Here is a 20596-nt window from a genome sequence, read left to right on the forward strand (position 1 = left end):
CCATTTACTTTCAGTATTCTTTATTAAATCTTTAAGTAAAGTTATTCCAATCCCGCAAATTTTCATGCTATGATAGTCATCATAGTGCTTTAGTCTCATATTGGAGTGAGTATCCATGCAAATAGACACCTACCAACTGCACAGACGTGCTTGGAACCGCAAGCTGCTGAACACCTACTGGTTCCTTGTCCTGCTTCAACTGCCTTTCGAATTTCTCTACTCTTTCACTGTAAAAAGAGATGCATCCGGCATGTCAGGCCATCTCATTATCTCCGTCCTCACGATGATCTTCATCTTACTCATGTTAGAAACGACCCATAAATTTTATAAAAAGCTGCTGGATTACCAAATCATTAGCGGCGGTGCGATCTTGTCCTTCACGATTATTTACTTCAATTATGAAATAAATCTAGTTATCCTTTACCTTTTGCTTCCGATTTTTGTGTCTATTTTTTACCTGCAACTCTCCAAAATCATATATTCCATAGCCTTAACGCTAGTATCTTTCTCTATTCTTTTTGCTGTAAGATTGGGCATACTCTCAGATTATACCTTTGTTGATCTCCTGACTATATTGCCGGTGCTTGGCATTATTTCGATCATTACTTTCGGAATTATCAAGCGAGGCGTTGAAATCCTAAACAATCTGCAAATAACAACGGAATTGAAACAGGAACTATTGATCAAAAATATTATCATGGACAAGCTCTCCAAAACAGATGCGCTAACCGATTTGTACAACCATATTACCTTCCATGAATACTTGGATGAGCTTATTATGCAAAATGCTTCAGGTCACTTCTGCATTCATATCGCCGTGCTTGACATCGACAATTTCAAAAAAGTCAATGATACCTACGGCCACAGAGCCGGTGACGCTGTCTTGAAAAACGTAAGCAGCACCTTGAAAAATCATGTAGGTCTCAATGATTTTGTAGCAAGATACGGCGGCGAAGAGTTCGCTATCATTTTCACAGAGAAGAGCACGGAAGTCGTGTTTGACTTACTTGAAAGAATCCGTTGGCAAATATCCCAAATGAAACAGGAAGAGCTGAACGGACAATCTGTCACCATCTCCATCGGACTCAGTGAGTATCAGCCAGGCACCTCCAAAGAGCTGCTGTTCGCTGGTGCGGATCAATCCTTATACACAGCCAAGAAAACGGGTAAAAACAAAACGATTATCCACACTGCTCCTTTGAAGGAAGCGCGCTAATGCATGCAGAAAAGCCTCCAACCACGATACCAGCGGGATGGAGGCTTCTTTATATGCGATAATGATTAATTCTGCATGACAAAATCTTTATCGATTTTCACATTTTCGTCATCGAAAACACGCAAAATTTGGTATTTCGTATTCCGCTGCGCAGGAATTTTGCCCGCTTGGCGAATGATGTCCAGCGTTGAGGTAACGTTGACTTTGTGCGTCGTACCCGCCGCTGATACTACGTTTTCTTCAATCATCGTAGAACCGAAGTCGTTGCAGCCGTAGCTCAGGGTCTGTTTGCCCACTTCTGGTCCCATTGTAACCCAAGAAGATTGGAAGTTCGGCACATTGTCGAGCATTATCCGACTAATCGCCAGAGTTTTCAAATATTCTTCAGGCGTTACTTTCTCCGCCTTCATATTCGTATTATCCGGTTGGAACGTCCACGGAATGAACGCAAGGAAACCTGGTGTATTCAGCTTCTGCATTAATACATCGTCCTGTGCATCTCGGATACGCAGCATATGAAGCGCGCGCTCTTCCATCGACTCACCGAAACCGATAACCATGGTGCCCGTTGTATGCATACCAATTTTGTGTGCGGTTTGCATCACGTCCATCCAGTCACGCCATGAGCCTTTGAGCTTGCTGATTTTGCGTCTAGTACGATCATCCAAAATTTCGGCGCCGCCGCCAGGCAAGGAATCCAGTCCGGCCTCATGCAATTGGCGAACAACCTCTTCTAAGGACAATCCGTCTGAAACGTCTTTCATTTTCATAATTTCAGCTGGCGAGAAAGAGTGCATCGTAATGTCAAAACGCTTCTTAATCTCACGAAGGATGTTCGTGTAATAGCTGAATGGCAGGTTCGGATTGGTGCCGCCTTGCATCAGAATCTCCGTACCATTCACATCCAGTGTTTCTTGAATCTTCTGGAAAATGGTTTCATCCGGCAATACATAACCTTCTGCTGACCCTGGCGCCCGATAAAACGCGCAGAATCTGCAGTAAACATCACAAATATTTGTATAGTTGATATTCCGGCCTATAACAAACGTTGTAATCGGGTCCGGATGCCATTTTTTCATAATCTGATTCGCAGTATCGCCAATTTTCTCTATTTGATCGGATTCGAACAGTGTAATGCATTCTTCTACATCAATTCGCCCGCCTGATTGTGCCTTATTTAATATACGATCGATCGGTTTCACAGCTCTTCACTCCTTTAATTTCTGATGGCTCGTATCCATTCATCGTACCATATTCATGCCAAAAAAGCAGCAAATTGCTGCTTTTCATAAGTAGATAGCTTTTTCAAATATGACTATTTTGGGAATTCCGAAACGTTTATCCGCGAAGCGCTTGCTCTAGATCTTCAATTATGTCTTCGATGTCTTCGAGACCAACCGAATAGCGGACAAGACCGTCCGTGATGCCCCGCTGCAGGCGCACTTCCTTCGGCATCGCGGCATGAGACATCATAGCCGGATAGGACAAAATGCTTTCAACAGCGCCAAGAGAAACGGCTACCAGCGGTATGCGCACTTTGCTCAGCATCTTTTTGGCTTTCTCGCCAGAGCCTACGTCGAACGAAACAACGGCCCCGTAGCCAAGGGACTGTTTTTCATGAATCTCTCTACGAGGATGGTTCGGAAGGCCCGGATAATAGACGACCTCGATGTCCGGCTGTTCGGATAGCCATTGCGCCAATCTTTGAGCGCTTTTCTCTGACACTTCCATACGGGCTTTCAAGGTTTTCATTCCGCGGATGAGCAGCCATGAATCTTGAATCCCAAGAACATTACCTAAGCCGTTCTGGATTTGCTTCATTCTGCGACCCAAGCTATCATTCGCAACTACAGCAAGTCCCGCTAGAACATCACTGTGTCCGCCTAGGAATTTGGTTGCGCTATGAAGTACAATATCGATTCCCAGCTCAATAGGCCGTTGATGGTAAGGCGTCATGAACGTATTATCCAGCATCGTCAGCAGATCATGCTCTTTGGCAAAAGCAGCCACTTCGGCGATATCGGTAATTTTGAGCGTCGGATTGGAAGGTGTTTCAAGGAATACAGCTCTTGTGTTAGAACGAAGCGCTGCACGAACTTGGGCAATATCCGTCATATCGACGAATGTTGATTCGACACCCATCCGATTCATGATCGTTGTAAGCAAGCGATAGGTACCGCCGTAGACGTCTTCCGTCACAATAACATGATCTCCTTGTGAAAGGAGCATGAAAGCCGAGGAGATCGCGGCCATGCCGGAAGCAAAGGCGAAGCCGCGCGTTCCACCTTCGAGTACCGTAATATAGTCTTCCAGAGCTTGACGGGTAGGGTTACCGGAACGCGTATAATCATACTCCGGAGAAACCTCCAAATCGGCTTGATGGAAGGTTGAGGCCTGATACAAAGGCACGCTCGAAGCGCCTGTTGCTTCATCAATCGCAGCGCCAAAGTGTATGAGTTTGGTAGCGAATTTGCCGTGAGGCTTGCGTTTATCGTTCGGTGAATGGCTCATTACAGAGATTCTCCTTCTAATTCAGCTTGTGCCAGGCTAAGCGCATTCGCTAAATCTGCAATGAGATCATCTTGATGCTCAATCCCAACAGAGAAGCGCAGAAGGCGATCATCCACGCCGATTTGCTGACGAATTTCAAGCGGAATATCCGCATGGGTTTGTACAGCCGGGTATGTCATCAGCGACTCAACGCCGCCTAAGCTCTCCGCGAAGGCGATAAGCTGAATGTGACGCAGAATCGGCTCAACCAATTTGGCATCTTTCACTTTAAAGGAGAAAATCCCCGTGTTTCCGCTCGATTGTTTATTTTGAATAGCATGACCTGGATGAGACTCCAATGCCGGATAGTAGACATCGCTGATGAGCGGGTGTTCTAACAGGAAGTTCGCGATTGCTGTTGCATTCTGCTCATGACGTTCCATACGAAGCGCCAGTGTCTTCATGCCTCTCATCAAAAGCCAGCTGTCCTGCGGCCCAAGCACGGCTCCAATCGAATTGTGCAGGAACGCCATCTGCTCTGAAAGCTCCTTGCCCTTGGTCACAATCAGACCGGCAAGCACGTCGTTGTGTCCACCCAAATATTTAGTAGCGCTATGAACAACGACGTCTGCACCCAGCTCTAGTGGACGCTGTAAATAGGGTGTTAAAAGCGTATTATCGACGATGGACACGATGCCCTTCCTACGGGCCCATGTACATACAAGCTCGATATCTGTAATCATCATGAGTGGATTCGTCGGCGTCTCAATGATCAGCCCTTTGGTATTCGAGCGATACGCCGATTCCAAACCGTCCAAATCGTTCGTATCTACGTAGGTAGCCGTTACACCGAAGCGAGACATGATTTTCTCAAGCAAACGGTACGTACCGCCATATAAATCCAAAGAAACAATCAAGTGATCGCCTTGACTAAAGTAGGCAAACACTGTTTGCAGAGCTGCCATCCCGGATGAACATGCAAAACCGGCATCTCCGGATTCCAATTGTGCAATCGCATCCTCAAGCACTTTACGAGTTGGACTTTTGGTACGCGCGTAGTCAAAACCAGTGCTTTGACCGAGCTTCGGGTGACGGAAAGCAGTAGCCTGATAAACAGGGAAACTAACTGCTCCAGTTACAGGTTCTTCGATGGAGCCAATTTGGGCGAGACGACTTTCGATTTTCAACAAAGGGAGTTCCTCCTCATGATTTGGGTTCAAATTACAGTTGCGCGCTTGCCAGACTTTCGTTGATATTAGCATTAAGCTCAAAAGGTGTTTCTTGGTACACATAATAGTTCAACCAATTGGAAAACAGCAGGTTCGCATGGGCTCTCCAAGTGTTATAAGGCTGTCTGCTTGGATCATTGTTTGGGTAATAATTTTTGGGGATATCAATAGGAAGTCCCTTGCTCACATCCCGATCGTACTCCCATTTCAATGAATTCGCATCATACTCGGAATGGCCTGTTACGAAAATATGTTTCCCGTCACGCGTAGCCGCGATGTAGACACCGGAATCCTCGGATTCAGATAAAATCTCCAGGTCCGGACATCGCTCAATGTCTTCACGGCGAACATCGGTGTGGCGCGATTGCGGCACATGGAAAATTTCATCAAAACCGCGGAGAAGCTTCGTATTCGGCACCTCTACGGTGTGCGGAAATACGCCGAATACTTTGTTGTCCAGTGCAAATTTACGAACCCCGAAATGATGATACAGGCCCGCTTGGGCTGCCCAGCAAATATGCAAGGTAGAAGTGACGTTTTCTTTGCTCCAATTCAGGATTTGCGTCAACTCCTCCCAGTAATTCACATCTTCAAACTCCATCTGTTCAACTGGGGCACCTGTAATAATCATGCCATCGAGCTTTTCTTCTTTAATGTCGTCAAAAGTTTTATAGAACATCTCCAAGTGTTCAACGGAAGTGTTCTTAGAAGTATGAGTTTTCGGATGCAGAAGGACGAATTCCACCTGCAGTGGTGTATTCCCGATTAAGCGCAGCAATTGCGTCTCGGTCGTTTCTTTCGTAGGCATCAAGTTCAACAAAGCAATGCGAAGTGGACGTATATCCTGGTGATACGCGACAGATTCGTCCATGGTGAAGATGTTCTCTTGGTTTAAAATTTCTTTGGCAGGCAGGTTGTCAGGAATCTTGATCGGCATCCTGTTCACTCCTCTTCAATGGATTATTTTGGTGTAAATAAAAGCAAAAATGACCTTCTCTGGAATCAGAGAAAGGCCATGAAATGTCACTGTCAATGTCCTTCTCTTATCTCCCAGATTCGCTTTCTAAAAGCGGTTCCGCAAGAATTAGCACCGTGCATCCCTTTGCTTGCAAAGGTTTGTCGGTTGCCGGGTGTCATAGGGCTAGTCCCTCCACCTACTCTTGATAAGAAAATGAAACGTATGCGATTAAAATCATCATACTATAAAATTAAGCAAAGTCAAGACATTAACCGATCCTGACAACCTGTAAAATATAAAGAAATTGCCTAAGGCTGTCCATCTATGTTAATATTGATACGAAATGTATCGTAATTTGGTGTTTAAACAACCCTAAACAGGGTTAAATAAATATCATACTGACTACATTATCTAACGAATAAAAGGGGGTCCATTATGTCCGCACCAACTTCGGATAACTTCTCTGCTTTCGCTTCATTAAATCGGTATTTCGCTTTAATTGAAACATCGAAGCCGACCTTGCAACAAGCTGAGGATGCCGCAGCCTTATTGTGTCGAATCTACGGTGCCGAGAATGAAGAAGATCTGCTGCTCCGAGGTAATCCTGAATTGATTGACATTTACAAAGAGATGAAAGGTAAGATCCTGAAAGCCGCCATGTAACTCATGGCGGTTTTTTTTGACACCGAACAAGCCCTCCATCCATAGAGTATCTAAAGCGCATTCCTACTTGTTTCGCCAAACTTTTTGGCTTGAAACGGGGTATATGAAGGGTTATACTAGACAAGTATTATTCGACACGGACGCAAAAGGGGGGCATACGTTTGGACGGGGAACCGAGGAGTAGCACCTGCAAGTTTTGTAAATTTTATAGTGTAGGAATGCAGTCGGTTATTCCATCATCCGTAGCCTCGCTCACTTGATGAACGTAACCGGCTGATTCCATGCAAAGGGGTGGATCAGATGAAAACACGGTGGGTTCAAAATGGCATATTTACATTAGTCGATGACGTGTCTATCGCACTAACACCTCCAGAAAAAGGCTTTTATTGGATTGATGCAGGGATCGAGGATTTAGAACTTCTTCAGCCTTTGTTCCATCTACATGATTTGGCCGTGGAGGACTGCTTGAGCGAAGAGGAACAGCGTCCTAAGATTGAGTTTTATGATTCTCATTATTTTATCGTTATTAATAGCATTCGATTTGATGATGAAGAGATTTTTCTTCGCGGGCTTAATTTATTTCTTAGCAAACATGTCATTATTACCGTTACTAGACAAAAAATTAATGAACTTCGCGCCTTAAAACCCTTTCTCTGGGAAGAGGAGGTCAACAGCGCCGATCGTTTCCTATACCATCTAGTCGATCTTGTCGTCGATAATTACGTTGCGGTTGGTGACCGTATCGAGGCCAAGATTGAAAAGCTGGAAGAAGATATTCTGGTAGCTACCAAGAAAACACACTTGAATGAGATCATCGGACTTCGTTCGGAAATTCTCTGGCTCAAAAAAGTGCTCGTTCCGCAGCGCGATGTCATCGGTACGCTCGGCAAGAAGGACCTCAGGCTGATCGACCACCAGCTCCAGAAATATTTTGGCGACATTTATGAGAATGCCGTGAAAATTGTGGATACGTTCGATACGCTTCGCGATCTTATGGGGAACTTACGAGAAGCTTATCAGTCCAGCCTGGCTAACCGTGCGAATGATATCATGCGTGTTTTTACCGCGCTGACGACCATTTTCATGCCGCTGACGTTCATTACAGGTGTGTTCGGAATGAACTTTGATAACATTCTAGGGCTCCATGTCGCTCACGGCGATGAGTTCGTCTTAGCGTTCATGGGTGTGCTAGGCATTGCGATGTATATCTTATTCCGCAAAAAAGAATGGCTTTAAGGTGAGGAAGGGCTTCTTGATGCAGCAGACTGCTGATCAGGAAGCCTTTTTTTAGGCTAGACCCGTTTGATTTTCACAAATTTACGTTTTCCTACCTGTATAATATCTCCAGCTTGTGGGTGGATTGACTCATGGATATTCGAGATCTTCGTTTCATTGATTTTCACCGCGCCTTGCTCAATACTGCGTCTTGCCTCTCCATTGGAAGCTTGCAGCCCCATAGATACAAGCAGCTTAATGATGGAGATTTGACCCGCTTCCAGCAGTTCCTCGCTTATCTGTATGTCTTCGATATCGTCCGGCAGCGCTCGCTTCTGAAAGACCGTAATAAAATGCTGCTCAGCCTCTTGAGCTGCTTCCGCACCATGATACATACGAACATATTCCTTGGCCAGCTTCATCTTGGCATCCCTTGGATGAATGGAACCAGCTTCCAGTCCCTTTCTCAGCTCCTGTAGAGCCTCACCCGAGATCGCCGTCGTTAACTCATAATATTTCAGCATAAGCGAATCTGGAATCGACATTGTTTTCCCGAAAATTTCATTTGGCGCCTCATCGATGCCGATGTAATTTTTCAAGCTTTTGCTCATCTTCTGCGTGCCGTCCAGCCCTTCGAGCAGCGGCATCAGAATAGCCACTTGTCCATCCTTCATCTCATAGGCGCCTTGCAGCGTACGTCCCATCAAAATATTAAATGTCTGATCCGTACCGCCAAGCTCAATGTCGGTCTCAAGTGAAACGGAATCGTAGCCCTGCATTAACGGATAGAAAAATTCATGCACATGAATCGGCTGGTTTGCCGCGTATCTTTTGGCGAAATCGTCCCGTTCCAGCATCCTCGCAACCGTTACCTTACCGGCCAGCTTCAGCACATCATCGAATTTCAGTTCACCAAGCCAACTAGAATTGTAGTAAAAGGTCGTTTTGGTGAAATCCAAAATTTTGGACAGCTGCGTCTGGTATGTCTGAGCATTATGCTGAACATCCTCTTCTGTCAGCTGTTTGCGCGTTTCCGACTTCCCCGTTGGATCGCCGATCCGTCCCGTGAAATCTCCGATGATCAGCTGAACCTCATGGCCTAACTCTTGAAATTGGCGAAGCTTTTGCAAAACAACTGTATGCCCAATATGAATGTCCGGTGCGGATGGATCTAGGCCCAACTTCACTCTCAACGGTTTTCCTGTCACAATCGCCTGGGTAATTTTCTGCTTTAGTGCATCTTCCGGAATAATTTCTGCCGCACCACGTTTAATCATTTGCAGCTGGCGTTGGACTTCATGTCTCTGTGCATCGGTTAACGCAATTCCCGTCATCCTACATCCCTCCATAATCGTTATGAAAAAACAAAAAAGACAACCAAATCGTCCACAAAGGGACGAGACGGTTGTCTCGCGGTACCACCCTAATTAAAGCGAAGGTTCTGCGACTCTCATTCGCAGCCTTCTCTTTCACTTAGTAATTGTAACGGCATAGGATGCCGGGTATAAGCTACTGATGCTCTCAAAAGGAGCATGTTCCCTCAACCAACTCAGAACGGTAATTCGGAGCCATACATGCATCGGTTTGCACCTTCCACCGACTCTCTGCAGCAGCGGCATTACTCCTACTAAGGGCATAGCCCCAGTTCGTCATCGCTTTGATTGCTATTAAGATTATTGATCATTTAATCATATCTCTCTAAGCTCTGTCAATACTAGCTTGCAGCTTGAGCGCTCATGCTTTCCTTCTCCTTGCGGAAACGTAATCGCAACAATCGAAGCCACTCATAAGCGCGGTCGAGCTCTTTGCCTTTCAGCTCCTCCGTGCCGCCCATACGTTGAAGAACCGGCTTCAAATAGCGGTCGCCTTCAGATTCGAAGGCGTTCCAAGCTTTGATCTGTTCCTCCTCCGGAACCGAAGCCAGCTCTGCTTCCACAAGCAGATCCATATCGTAGCCTTCCCGGTCCAATTCCTCTACCCACAGCAGGAGCTCTCGGCGCGGCATCGTCAAATCAGCTTGAAGATCAGCCAAGCTTCCTCCGCGGGCAGCAATCTCCAGCAGCTTGCGCTTGCTGACCTCACGGTCCAGTTCCATACGCAGCTTCTGCTCTTTCTGAGCGAGGAGCCATGACTCGAACTTGACAATATCGACGCTCTTGGCAACCCAATCTAACGGAAAGCCATTCGTGCGCGTATGCTCTGCGGTTAGCTTTAGTATATCTCCCGCATACATATTCGTCTTCTGCTCACCAAAACCAGGGATTTGCTGCAACTCCTCTTTGCTCTGGGGCAAGAAAACAGAGATCATGCGCAGCACCCGATTCGTAGCGAGAATATACGGAGCTTTGCCTTCTCGCGCGGCTTGTTCGCGTCTCCACGCACGAAGCTGCTCATACACTTCTTCGCTTGGATGTTCTTCGCAGTAATAGGTCAGCATCTGCGTCATCCTCGCTTTGCCAGACAGCGCCTGGGCCGACTCCAGATCGGAGCTCACAATGGGACGGAAGCCGTTGCGAAACTTCTCTCGCAAGCCATAACGGAAGATGCTTAGCATCTCATCCCAGCTCATTCCCTGATACCACTGCGCTTGCTGCGGCTTGCCTGCACTGTCGGGTTCGTTCCAGAACACATTCCACACGCCCTGCTCCTCAGCAATCGATACCTGCGCCGATAATATGCCATGATCCCCCGTTTCTTTCTCCAATGTGTTTAAAAAAACAATATTCATAACTTACCTCCTCCAAACGTTTACGAAAAATAGGGTAAGAAAAACGAAAAAGCACCTCTTCAGCTTGGCTGAAAAGGTGCTTCCCTTTTTCTAATATCCAAATCATACCATGTTTGTAAGTTAGGCGCAACCTATGTTTTGTTGACAAGCCTATTTCGGTTATAATGAATGACATACTAGAATGAAAAGAGGGCCCTTATGTCTGATTATGACTTTTTATACGACCATCAAGAAGAAACGACAACGCGCTTTGTATGCTTCGTCGGCAATGCGCTGCACCGGTTTGACCTTGCGATAATGACTACAACCCGCTATTACGGCAAAAAGCTTGTGATTGACTTACAATCAGGACGCAGTGCGGTTATTGGTCCCGATGATTTGGCGGAAGAGGGATACCTGGAGTACGTGTTCAAGCTCAATGAGGAACAAGCCCTGGAGCTCAATGAATTTTTATCGCAAATTATCGGTTCCATTCATTTCACGGATATTTAATCGATCAGCGGGGGACACTGGAAAAAGCATGCGCAACCCAGATGAGGAGGCATTTTCCATGAGTGTCGAAGAAACCGCGAAAGACAAGTATACCGAAACGAAGGGTTTCATACCTGAACAGCGAGATGTATACAGCGATTTGGAGACGGTCGAGTCTCAGCGAAATGATCTGATTCCTGAGGAATTTCCCGAAGGTCCTTATGGCACAAGCCTAAATACGGACTCGCTGGGAAAAAGCACCCCTTGGCGAAAAGATCAGCGCCCGCCGAACCGGTTTTCCTATGAAAATCATGAGCTGCATGAAGGCATTAAACGGGATTACCCTGGCGCAGATGATACCCGGAATGAACCTTCGAATCAAGAATAGGATTTGAAAAAGAGGCAATCTACAAGCAGATTAACTGCTTGAGGATCGCCTCTTTGTGCTTTATTTACCCAGCAGCTCCAAATGTCTGCCAATATGATGACGCAAACCTTCAGCAAATACATCTTCCTGCTCCGTCATCGTCCGGAAGAACTCGTCAGCGAATTGCTTGCTGCCATCTGCATTTTTTGCTTGCAGCAGCAGACCGTATGTGATGTGCAGCAATTGGCGGGCATTATTCTCTTCCATGTAGTTTGGCAGATCTGCATCCGCGACTTCAGAAAGCGGAACGATCGCATCAATATCCGTCGTCACGTGATAATAAGCTGTCGCTTCTGTAAAATGATCCAAAGCAAATTGATGCATACGGCGATACAGGGAAGGGTTCACTTTTGCTACAACACGTACCGCTTCCAGCCAATTAGTACCCGCTGTTTTGATGTGGAACAAACCGTTCGTGTATTGTCCGATCAGCGGGAACACACTGAATTTGTCACTACCAGAATGAATGCTCAGCTTGTATTCAAAATGCACAGCAATCGCCGCATGGCTCGCCAGCTCACGCTCAAATTGCGCGATATCGCCGATGTAGTCAATTCCTTTTTGGAATTCTCCACAGAAGCGCGGCGCCATGCTAAAAATGGTAACCCCGCGGTCACGAAGCTCGTTCGCTACCAAATAGTGAGCTTCTGGCGATGTAGGTGTAGCCGTCTCATCAATAGAAATTTCAAAATCAACAGCACGATCCAAAGTCGCGATATATTTGCGGTAAATGGCTTCCATGAAATTAATCGCTGCGTCGTAGATCAGAACATCTTTCTGGAGCGCTTCGCGCGTGTAGTTAAGTGCTGCACTTGGAACATTAGCAGGCGTCTCCAAGTAGCGCTTCTCATAGTGCTCACGCAAGCTCGCAGGCAGCTTCTCGTACTTAGCCGCGACTTCCTGTGCAGACAACGTTTCGATCGTATTATCAATATTTTCAGAGCAATCCAGCGTCAGCATCGTAAAACCAAGACGCAATGCATACTCGATGTCTTCTTCCTTCTTCAAATGGTCACCGTCTGCGCCATAGCCATCTTTGTAGCCTTCTTGGAACACCGCATAAGCGGCTGCGTCCAAAACGTCCTCATACGTTCTGCCTGTAAGCGCAAGCTCACGAATACTTTGCTGTGCCAACACCGGACGAATATCTCTGCCGCGAATCGTTTGAATATGTCCAGGGCTTGCAATACCAAGCCGATCACCCAGACCCATCGTAGCTACCTGCGTGCCAAATGCTTGCGGGGCTGTATAAGGCAAAAATTGATTGAGCGTCAAACGATTCTCGTGCGTTAAGGGAGCAACTTTAGCGCCATCAACAACTTCTCCGTTTAATTGATCATACAAATCACTCTCACCAACTGCGAGCAATTGCTTTCCAGCCTCCGTACGTACCATAACAAGCAATGTATTTCCAATTTGTGTAAAAGACGAAGCATATACTTTAACGCCTGGTGCAGATAGCGTCGATGTATTTCCTGATTTGATTGCGTCTATAAGCTCTTTCATTTTGTGTGTTCCTCCCTTATTATGCAAACGTTTGCTAATTTCTTATAGCTTTATCATATCGCAAGTTAGGAGCGTTTTCTCTTCATCTATTCTTATTTTCAAGGAAAACTATTCATATTTTTCACTCTGACTGTGATATACTTCCATTACAAGAACTCGAACAAAAGGAGTACTCTCATGCCCAGCACCGTCACCTTCGGCAATGAAGACGAAGGCCCATTTTATATTCAGCATATTCACCGTAATGGATCGTTCGAGAGAACTCAGCATATGCATGATATGTATGAGCTCTATTACTTGTACGAAGGTGAGCGCATGTATTTCATTCGGGATCGCTCATATCTCATCCTTCCGGGAGATTTGGTGCTCATTAATCGGCGCGAGCTTCACGCCACTTCCGACTCAGATAAGCTTGGGCATGCGCGTGTCGTGATGAATTTCAGCGACAGCTTCTTAGATAGTTTAAAATCCGATGCTCCTTTCCTGCTCGATGCCTTCACGCATGCTGCACCTGTGCTCAGACTCGATCTCCCGACCCGGCGGTTTGTCGAAGACATTCTTGGCAAAATGATCCATGAAGCGAAAGAACCTCAGCTCGGACAATCCTTCGCTTTGCGCCATTTTCTAATTGAGCTGCTGCTGTTCACTGCACGTTTTGTTCGCCTGCACCCTGTCACATCGCCTGAGCATATCTCTCCTCTACATAGGAAAATATCGACGATTGTGCGTTACATTAACACCCACTTTGCTGAACCTTTGCGATTGGAAGAGCTTGCGGACAGATTTGAAATCAGCCCGGCTTATTTAAGCCGTATGTTCAAGGAGATCACTGGATTTTCATTAATCGAATATATAAATCTCGTTCGTGTCCAGGAAGCGCAGAGGCTACTGACGGAGAGCAAAATGAAAGTAATTGTGATTGCCGAGCAGGTCGGCTTCGGCTCCTTAGTTCAGTTCGGCCGTGTCTTTCGGCAGATTACCAAGACAACACCTCTTCGTTACCGACAATCGGCTGCTACTTAACTCTATGTAACTAAGTGAATAAATTGTGCGTCATTGTCAGCCCTCTCGCCCCTCTCTTATAATGGCAGTAAAGCTGTAGAATGAGAGAACGAGAGGATGAGTACGATGAAATATAGAAACGTTGGCAATAGCGGTTTAAAAGTGAGTGAAATAGCGCTCGGTAGTTGGCTTACCTATGGTACAGCCGCTGAGCAGAAAGCTGCCGATGCTTGTATTGAAAAAGCGTTTGAGAGCGGTATCAATTTTTTTGATACAGCCAATGCCTACAATCGAGGAGAAGGTGAGAAAGCGATGGGAGCGGCCCTTAAGCCCTATCAGCGCTCATCTTATGTCCTTTCGACGAAAGTTTTCTTCCCGATGGGGGAAGGTCCTAATGATCGCGGGCTTTCGCGCAAACATATTTTTGAGCAGTGTGAAGCTAGCTTAAAACGCCTAGGCGTCGACTATATCGACCTATATTTCTGCCACCGTTATGACGCTCAAACTCCGCTGGAAGAAACGCTTCGCGCCTTGGATGACCTGACAGCGCAAGGTAAGATTTTATACTCCGCTGTCAGCGAGTGGACTGGTGCTCAAATTACCGAAGCAGCTGGAATTGCTGAACGTTTGAACTTGCGACCGCTGATCTCGAATCAACCGATCTACAATATGTTTGAGCGCTATATTGAACGGGAAGTGTTGCCTGTATCGGCGAAAAAAGGATTAGGACAAGTGGTATTCTCTCCACTTGCTCAAGGCATTCTTACCGGCAAATATAAGCCGGGTGCACCGCTGCCAGCGGATAGCCGAGCAGCCAACAATTCCGTGAACAGCATCATTACCAGCTATTTGAACGAGCAAGTGCTCCTCGTTGTGCAAGAGTTGGAGCAGGTAGCTCGCAATCTTGATATCTCCCTAGCTCAGTTAGCACTAGCGTGGGTGCTGCGTCAACCTGGAGTCAGCACAGCTCTCATCGGGGCGACAAAACCAGAACAGATCGAAGAGAATGTGAAAGCCGTCGACATTCAGCTTGCGTCTGAGACGTTGGAGCAAATTGATGAGATCCTGAAGCAAGTTGCCCATTTCTCGCCAAAACGATAAGAAACATCGTTACAAGGCGTCGCTGCTTTCCAGTGGCCTCTCTAACGATGTAAAACATCGTTAGAGGCTGCTCGCTTGGCGGGCGGGCGGGCCCTGCGCAAGTACGCACAAAAAAAGGGACGCTGCATTTATATAGCAGCCATCCCATCGCTTTATCTTAACCGATTAACTTGATTAATCCTTTGTACGCAATTTCCTCGAACTTCGCGATCACTTTCTCCCGCTCCATCGCCCAACCGCAGTCCTCAAGCGCACAAGCAACAGGCGCATCCAGACGAATCGTTGCCAAGTCACGCGATAAATGCAGCATCTCGAGCTCCGCCTCGATTTTTGCTCGTACACCTTTTGGCAGCGAAGCCAGATTTTCCAAAATGCCGCCAATGTCCTGATACTCGTTCAGCAGTTTGGTCGCTGTTTTCTCGCCGATGCCTTTGACGCCCGGATAGTTATCCGCCGTGTCGCCAGTCAGACCTTTCAGATCAATAATCTGCGCAGGCGTCAGACTTTTCTCTTCCATCAACGTTTCCAGCGTATAAACCATGTAGTTGGAGTGCCCTTTTTTCATAATAATGACTTCCGTGTTCTCATTCACAAGCTGGAGCATATCATGATCTCCGGTTAAAATTTGAACTTTCGTCAGCGAGCTGTATGTACGGGCCAGTGTTCCGATGCAATCGTCAGCTTCATAACCAACAACCCCGATATTCGGGATGTTAAAGCTGGCCGTAACCTCTTTCACCAAATCGAACTGCGGAATTAACTCCTCCGGGGCAGGTCCGCGATTCGCTTTGTACGCTTCAAATTTCTCGGTACGGAACGTTTTACTCCCCATATCCCAACAGCACACCACGTGGGAAGGCTTAAAGGTTTGAATCGCATCCAGCAAATATTTCAGAAATCCGTATACGCCATTAATCGGCACACCGGTTTCTGTTCTCATAATGTAACCGCTCGATGAAGTCGCGTAAAAACCGCGAAATAATAAGGCCATGCCATCAACAAGCAGCACGGAACCAGATGAATTTTCTGACAACATAATCGCTCCTATCAAATAAATATAGGTTAAGTATAGCACGGAAGCGCTCTCCCCGGCACAAAAAACCACCATCAGTAAAAGTTACCAATGGCGGTTCAACCAAGAAGTTACCTCATTTATTTCAAAACATACTCCGCCAATACGCTCTGCAGCTCGTAAATGTTTAAGCTTTTGTTGAACTTTTTTTCAATCGGCGTATGTGTGCTGCTGATCCATATTTTCATCTCTGCGTCCAGATCAAAAGTACCTGCGGTCTCAATGCTGAAATGGGTAATGCTTTTATAAGGAATCGAGTGAAGCTCCATTTTCTTGCCCGACAACCCCTGTTTATCTACCAATATTAGCCTTTTATTAGTGAAAATAAAAAGATCGCGGATGAGTTTATACGCTTTTTCGATCGTTTCTGAATTTGCCAACACATGAGCAAACTCCTTATTCACATCCGCCAATTTAAGCTCCGAGGCGTTCCCCATTATACCATCAAATATTCCCATAGCTTCTCCTCCTTGAATAACTGTCTGTTGAAATCAGTACACCGACACACGTAACCCGCCATTAGTACGTGAATACCAATGGCGGGTTACGTCATCTCTATTCCAAATTATCGACTGGTATGCCAGTTAATTTCTTGTATAAACTGCGTTACGGACTCGTGTAACCGTGTGGAGATTTCATCATCTAGAATGGCTTGTCCCTGATCGCCCCAAGTCACCTGTTTATCGAGCACATAGACGCCTTGCAAAATATTTTGTGCGCCCAATGCGGACAGCACCGGTTTAAGCGCGTAATCAATAGCGAGCAAGTGAGAAAGTGTGCCGCCTACGGCTAAAGGAAGCACTATTTTACGTTCCAGCCCCTTTTGCGGGAGCAGGTCTAGGAATGCTTTTAGCACACCGGTATAGGAGGCTTTGTAGATTGGTGTAGCTACGAAAACAGCATCTGCTGCTGCAACAAGCGCGTTCGCGCTCACAATAGCTTCACTGTCAAACTTGGCATACAGCAAGTCTTCTGCAGGTATATCGCGTACTTTAATCCAATCCACAGTAAGACCTGCTTGCACCAACTCGCTCTTCGCTACTTCAATAACCCCGTGTAATCGGGATGTAGGGGTTGGACTTCCTGAGATAATGACTACCTTCGGCATTTCATTCACACTCCATTATGGTTTTTGATGAAAAAAGAGACCCCGCTTCCATTGTTCGATACAAGGTCGGAGTCTCCATTTGTTCGGTCGACTTTTAATTCATAGTATTTTACTTGGAATTATCTTACCATCGCATGTCAGGCACGTCAACCACTTTCCTTAAAAGAAATTCCAGCCCGGCAGCCACCGGAGGAAGAAGGAATACCTCGATGGTATCATCATACCCGAAAGAATCGGATAGAACAGAGCGAATAGGACAAATACGCCTACTAAATAGCCGTAAACCCATCTTCTTTTATGCAGCGGACCCTGTTCCAAATAATCTTTGATATAGTAGGTCAGGATGAGCACCAGGAACGGCACCATGGCAAAGTAGTGATAAATAAAAGTCAGTCTCGGCACTAGCATCCATGGCAAGTATTGTGAGCAGTAAGCGATTAGCAGCATGCGAAGCAGCTTATCCTTCCGCTTCACTGCCACATAGAACGAGCAGATCACAGCTACAAAACCAGGCCACCAAACAAGTGGATTTCCGAACGAAACGATGCTCGACAACATGCCTTGCGGCATAAATTTGGCTTGATAATACCAGATCGGGCGCAGCATCATCGGCCACTCCCACCAAGGGGAAGAGAACGGATGAGTTGCCACTAAATCCTTATGATACTTGTACATGTGCACCTGATAAGTGACAACATCCTTCAACTGATGCCCAGGTCCTGGAACCATCATGAAAGGAATATACGATAGCGTATAAATGCCTAAAGGGATGATAACAAACATTAGTACACACCACAGGAGAGTAAGGACCGTATGTTTTGCAAATAGTTTCTGCACAAGCATTAGCCGGCTGCGCTCTGAATCTGACAGAGCCGGCTTCGCAGCCTCCTCAGCCTCATCCAAAGATGTGATGTGCTGTACGGAATCATCTGCATCCGACTGAAGCTGAGGTGGCTCTTTATAAGCATCCTCCTGCAATAAGCGCCGAGCGAATCGGTATTCGCTATAACGCTCCAATAAAGATAAGAGCAACAGCAGCGCAAGGCCTGCACCGCCGTAGATTACGATCCATTTGGAGGCAGCGCCAATTCCGAAAAAGAGTCCGGACAGCCCAAGTGGGATCAAGGTGGTCCACAGCTTTTCACGATAAAAGCTTAGCGTCGTATAACGGTACATGAAATAGAACATCAGCATGATAAAGAATACGCCGTAAACATCGATGGTAGCAATACGAGTCTGCGCAAAATGCATAAAATCAAACGCTAGGAGGAATGCAGCGATAAAAGCATATTCGGAACGGCCAAACATCCGCTTCGCAAACACATAGATAACGGGAATCATGCCGATCCCAAACAGCGTTCCAATAATTCGCCATCCAAACGGATTTAGTCCGAATATGTAAATGCCGATCGCCATGAGCACTTTACCTAGCGGCGGATGCGTGCTTTCATAAGGCTCTATTTTGTGAAGATGCTCATAGGCCGTCCTTGCGTGATAAATCTCATCAAAATAAGTCCCGTTCATGTAAGTAGGCGTGTATGGCACTACGCTGGACTCATCGAATAAATTCGCTGTTCTTCCTTCGTCCGCCGGCTTAACATCTAGTTCCTTCATGTCAGTAACCGGTAAAATGGTCGAGCTGCCATCCCCGAAAATACCAATTTCATGCAGATGCAGCGGTGCGCTTTCCTGCCCGTCAATCACCATTTTAACGTAACGTGCATCTTTCATCGGTTCTACCGTGTTCCAGGTGAAGACCTTGGTATGATCTGATTTGACAGCGATCTGATCCTGCCACTGCTGGCCATCTTGTGAGAACCAGAAGGAATAGGAGCCTTCCCCAACACCGGCAAAGGTGTTAATTCTTGTAATGTTGTGGGAACTGCCAAGGTCAGCAATAACGGTTTCCCCCGAAGTTGTCGGCTTCCAAAAAGTAGTAGGCGCCTTGTGTCCGCCTAGATGGAATAAAGCGATAATGGTGTAAATGACAACCAGTAGTCCTAAGTACAACGCATCTTTTTTAGTGAAAAAACGTCCCTTCGCGCTTCGTTCTATCCCATCCTGACTCTCTTTGAAAATGGCATTCCAGCGCTCGTTCCACTTGTTCGTGGTCGGGACTTTTGGAATCGGGACGGGGTCATCCTGATTGTTCAGTTCTTGTTGTGATTGCACGAAAAGCCTCCATCCCAAAATACATGCATAAACAAATAATATAACATTGATGGCAGATACAGCCAACATCAACGGATCATAGCGCGGAATATGATAATCTTGATGAAAGCTTCGCAGCAACACGTCCGCGATATTGATGAAATGAGTCAAACTAAATCCAATAAACAGACCAAGAATACGGCGATCCTTAATATAAATAAAACTCGTAAGAGCTAACAGCAGGCCGTAGTGCAAATAACGTTCATGCATTTTGGTCATGCACATAAAAACAGCCGTGATAAATAAAAATGCCACATATAAAACAGCACCCTTTTGACCTTTGCTGCGGATATATAAATAGCAAGTGTACAAAATCGAAAGTACCATGAGCACTAAACCCAAACTTTCGTAGGAAAGATGCAGGAAGCTCTTTTTCATATCGATAAAATTACCGCCTAAGAGCGCCATGAGATTAAACGCATTCAGGGAAGCGTAGGGATAAGAGGCCAAAGTGCCAGAGTAAAGCCCAATCAACCACCCATAACCTCTTCCAATGGCGAAAGGAAGTGCAACGACCGCTATCGTCGTCATGCCACTGAGCACACTCAGCAGAAATACCATCAGATTGCGCTTGCGAATAACATCAATGAGCAGAAAAATGCCGAAAAGAAGCGCCTGCGGCTTAAGCAATAGGGCTAAGGCGATAAACACGGAAGCTTGAGGCAGCTTCCCGCGCTGCTGCAGCAGAAATGTCGCCACAATAAATAGCATAAAAAACGAATCAACCTGCCCCCAAATCGCGGAGTTCGACCAAATTGCAGGATTAAAGGCAAACAACGCAGCTAACCCAATGGCTTGCAGCCATGTTCGCGCTCCGTCCTTCCGACTTGACGCAAGACGAAACAACAAATAAACGGTAACGATATCAGCCAGAATGGCAGGCAATTTCAGCAGTAATAACGATTGACCGCTCTCCCAAGGAATAGAGAGCTTGTGGTGCAGCATGCCTACAACATACAGGACATACATATAGCCTGGCGGGTAATCCAGGAAATATTCCTTGGCGTTGGTATACATGCCGGACAAACCAACCGTATAGGCACGGTCGGACCAAGCCAGGAAGGTTCGGACATCCGTATCATAGCCCATCCAGATCGGTGCAAGATATAGTCTTATGAATAGCGCTGTCAGTAGCAGTAAACCCAGAAGTAAGAATTTATAGGGCGCTTCGCCCACTTGCTTGATCCAGCTTACCATGA

The 20596-nt window shown here is 46.3% G+C and carries 18 protein-coding genes, 1 riboswitch and 1 other annotated feature; of the genes, 7 read left to right on the plus strand and 11 right to left on the minus strand.

Translation table 11 applies throughout. The annotated features are described in order from the left end of the window. Positions 1-115: 115 nt before the first annotated feature. Entirely contained in the window at positions 116-1216 is a 1101-nt protein-coding gene (locus tag AC58UW_RS09050; RefSeq protein WP_497420354.1) for a GGDEF domain-containing protein, read from the plus strand. Between the two features lie 65 nt (positions 1217-1281). Here the strand turns inward: AC58UW_RS09050 and mqnC are convergent, their stop codons facing one another. The 4 genes from mqnC to metA form a co-directional block, all read right to left on the minus strand. Next, complete coding sequence (gene mqnC / locus AC58UW_RS09055; RefSeq protein ID WP_315953358.1) at positions 1282-2418, minus strand: cyclic dehypoxanthinyl futalosine synthase; 1137 nt, start codon at positions 2416-2418, stop codon at positions 1282-1284. 136 nt (positions 2419-2554) lie between these two features. Further along, entirely contained in the window at positions 2555-3727 is a 1173-nt protein-coding gene (locus AC58UW_RS09060) for a trans-sulfuration enzyme family protein (RefSeq protein WP_497420355.1), read from the minus strand. Then, a complete protein-coding gene (locus tag AC58UW_RS09065) occupies positions 3727-4893 on the minus strand; it encodes an aminotransferase class I/II-fold pyridoxal phosphate-dependent enzyme (protein ID WP_497420624.1) in 1167 nt (388 codons plus the stop codon). Before AC58UW_RS09065 ends, AC58UW_RS09060 begins: the two co-directional genes overlap by 1 nt. Before the next feature lie 34 nt (positions 4894-4927). Next, positions 4928-5872 carry a homoserine O-acetyltransferase MetA gene (gene metA / locus AC58UW_RS09070; protein WP_497420356.1) on the minus strand — a complete coding sequence of 315 codons (945 nt, stop codon included), beginning with the start codon at positions 5870-5872 and terminating at the stop codon, positions 4928-4930. 103 nt (positions 5873-5975) lie between these two features. Continuing rightward, positions 5976-6105: riboswitch (SAM riboswitch) on the minus strand. Positions 6106-6328: 223 nt separating this feature from the next. Between metA and AC58UW_RS09075 the strand changes: the two genes are divergently transcribed. Both AC58UW_RS09075 and corA read left to right on the plus strand, forming a co-directional pair. After that, positions 6329-6556 carry a hypothetical protein gene (locus tag AC58UW_RS09075; protein WP_497420357.1) on the plus strand — a complete coding sequence of 76 codons (228 nt, stop codon included), beginning with the start codon at positions 6329-6331 and terminating at the stop codon, positions 6554-6556. A gap of 300 nt (positions 6557-6856) precedes the next feature. Next, positions 6857-7792 (plus strand): magnesium/cobalt transporter CorA, encoded by a 936-nt coding sequence (gene corA / locus AC58UW_RS09080; RefSeq protein WP_497420358.1) that lies wholly within the window; start codon positions 6857-6859, stop codon positions 7790-7792. 56 nt (positions 7793-7848) lie between these two features. On the opposite strand, the gene tyrS is transcribed toward corA, so the two are convergent. Then, entirely contained in the window at positions 7849-9105 is a 1257-nt protein-coding gene (gene tyrS / locus AC58UW_RS09085; protein ID WP_497420359.1) for a tyrosine--tRNA ligase, read from the minus strand. Between the two features lie 55 nt (positions 9106-9160). Then, positions 9161-9433: a binding site (T-box leader), on the minus strand. A 52-nt stretch (positions 9434-9485) separates the two neighbouring features. After that, positions 9486-10499, minus strand: a complete 1014-nt coding sequence (locus AC58UW_RS09090) for an HRDC domain-containing protein (protein WP_497420360.1) — start codon at positions 10497-10499, stop codon at positions 9486-9488. 198 nt (positions 10500-10697) lie between these two features. Between AC58UW_RS09090 and AC58UW_RS09095 the strand changes: the two genes are divergently transcribed. Together AC58UW_RS09095 and AC58UW_RS09100 are read left to right on the plus strand one after the other, a co-directional pair. Continuing rightward, positions 10698-10991 carry a DUF3055 domain-containing protein gene (locus AC58UW_RS09095; protein ID WP_167061910.1) on the plus strand — a complete coding sequence of 98 codons (294 nt, stop codon included), beginning with the start codon at positions 10698-10700 and terminating at the stop codon, positions 10989-10991. A 58-nt stretch (positions 10992-11049) separates the two neighbouring features. Continuing rightward, the gene (locus AC58UW_RS09100; RefSeq protein ID WP_497420361.1) at positions 11050-11358 is read left to right on the plus strand and encodes a hypothetical protein; all 309 of its coding nucleotides are present in this window, start codon (positions 11050-11052) and stop codon (positions 11356-11358) included. A gap of 60 nt (positions 11359-11418) precedes the next feature. Here AC58UW_RS09100 and AC58UW_RS09105 read toward each other — a convergent pair whose 3' ends face one another. Further along, entirely contained in the window at positions 11419-12903 is a 1485-nt protein-coding gene (locus AC58UW_RS09105; RefSeq protein ID WP_497420362.1) for a tagaturonate epimerase family protein, read from the minus strand. Between the two features lie 177 nt (positions 12904-13080). Here AC58UW_RS09105 and AC58UW_RS09110 point away from each other — a divergent pair, with 177 nt between their 5' ends. Both AC58UW_RS09110 and AC58UW_RS09115 read left to right on the plus strand, forming a co-directional pair. Beyond that, positions 13081-13926, plus strand: coding sequence for an AraC family transcriptional regulator (locus tag AC58UW_RS09110; protein ID WP_497420363.1), 846 nt, complete (start codon positions 13081-13083; stop codon positions 13924-13926). A 105-nt stretch (positions 13927-14031) separates the two neighbouring features. After that, the gene (locus AC58UW_RS09115) at positions 14032-15006 is read left to right on the plus strand and encodes an aldo/keto reductase family protein (RefSeq protein ID WP_497420364.1); all 975 of its coding nucleotides are present in this window, start codon (positions 14032-14034) and stop codon (positions 15004-15006) included. 157 nt (positions 15007-15163) lie between these two features. On the opposite strand, the gene AC58UW_RS09120 is transcribed toward AC58UW_RS09115, so the two are convergent. The 4 genes from AC58UW_RS09120 to AC58UW_RS09135 form a co-directional block, all read right to left on the minus strand. Further along, positions 15164-16042 (minus strand): 5'-3' exonuclease, encoded by an 879-nt coding sequence (locus AC58UW_RS09120; protein WP_497420625.1) that lies wholly within the window; start codon positions 16040-16042, stop codon positions 15164-15166. 116 nt (positions 16043-16158) lie between these two features. Beyond that, positions 16159-16536, minus strand: a complete 378-nt coding sequence (locus tag AC58UW_RS09125) for a PH domain-containing protein (protein WP_497420365.1) — start codon at positions 16534-16536, stop codon at positions 16159-16161. A gap of 107 nt (positions 16537-16643) precedes the next feature. Next, positions 16644-17186 (minus strand): NADPH-dependent FMN reductase, encoded by a 543-nt coding sequence (gene ssuE, locus AC58UW_RS09130; RefSeq protein ID WP_497420366.1) that lies wholly within the window; start codon positions 17184-17186, stop codon positions 16644-16646. 159 nt (positions 17187-17345) lie between these two features. Beyond that, complete coding sequence (locus AC58UW_RS09135) at positions 17346-20594, minus strand: glycosyltransferase family 39 protein (protein WP_497420367.1); 3249 nt, start codon at positions 20592-20594, stop codon at positions 17346-17348. Between the last annotated feature and the right edge of the window lie 2 nt (positions 20595-20596).

It is taken from the genome of Paenibacillus sp. J22R160 (assembly GCF_059692135.1).

What these genes read in the sequence shown, in the direction of transcription:
- AC58UW_RS09060 (WP_497420355.1), bottom strand. Translation starts at nt 3,727, where the DNA reads ATGAGCCATTCACCGAACGATAAACGCAAGCCTCACGGCAAATTCGCT.
- tyrS (WP_497420359.1), bottom strand. Translation starts at nt 9,105, where the DNA reads ATGACGGGAATTGCGTTAACCGATGCACAGAGACATGAAGTCCAACGC.
- AC58UW_RS09110 (WP_497420363.1), top strand. Translation starts at nt 13,081, where the DNA reads ATGCCCAGCACCGTCACCTTCGGCAATGAAGACGAAGGCCCATTTTAT.
- AC58UW_RS09095 (WP_167061910.1), top strand. Translation starts at nt 10,698, where the DNA reads ATGTCTGATTATGACTTTTTATACGACCATCAAGAAGAAACGACAACG.
- AC58UW_RS09100 (WP_497420361.1), top strand. Translation starts at nt 11,050, where the DNA reads ATGAGTGTCGAAGAAACCGCGAAAGACAAGTATACCGAAACGAAGGGT.
- AC58UW_RS09090 (WP_497420360.1), bottom strand. Translation starts at nt 10,499, where the DNA reads ATGAATATTGTTTTTTTAAACACATTGGAGAAAGAAACGGGGGATCAT.
- corA (WP_497420358.1), top strand. Translation starts at nt 6,857, where the DNA reads ATGAAAACACGGTGGGTTCAAAATGGCATATTTACATTAGTCGATGAC.
- AC58UW_RS09120 (WP_497420625.1), bottom strand. Translation starts at nt 16,042, where the DNA reads ATGTTGTCAGAAAATTCATCTGGTTCCGTGCTGCTTGTTGATGGCATG.
- metA (WP_497420356.1), bottom strand. Translation starts at nt 5,872, where the DNA reads ATGCCGATCAAGATTCCTGACAACCTGCCTGCCAAAGAAATTTTAAAC.
- AC58UW_RS09075 (WP_497420357.1), top strand. Translation starts at nt 6,329, where the DNA reads ATGTCCGCACCAACTTCGGATAACTTCTCTGCTTTCGCTTCATTAAAT.
- AC58UW_RS09105 (WP_497420362.1), bottom strand. Translation starts at nt 12,903, where the DNA reads ATGAAAGAGCTTATAGACGCAATCAAATCAGGAAATACATCGACGCTA.
- AC58UW_RS09135 (WP_497420367.1), bottom strand. Translation starts at nt 20,594, where the DNA reads ATGGTAAGCTGGATCAAGCAAGTGGGCGAAGCGCCCTATAAATTCTTA.
- ssuE (WP_497420366.1), bottom strand. Translation starts at nt 17,186, where the DNA reads ATGCCGAAGGTAGTCATTATCTCAGGAAGTCCAACCCCTACATCCCGA.
- AC58UW_RS09125 (WP_497420365.1), bottom strand. Translation starts at nt 16,536, where the DNA reads ATGGGAATATTTGATGGTATAATGGGGAACGCCTCGGAGCTTAAATTG.
- AC58UW_RS09115 (WP_497420364.1), top strand. Translation starts at nt 14,032, where the DNA reads ATGAAATATAGAAACGTTGGCAATAGCGGTTTAAAAGTGAGTGAAATA.
- AC58UW_RS09050 (WP_497420354.1), top strand. Translation starts at nt 116, where the DNA reads ATGCAAATAGACACCTACCAACTGCACAGACGTGCTTGGAACCGCAAG.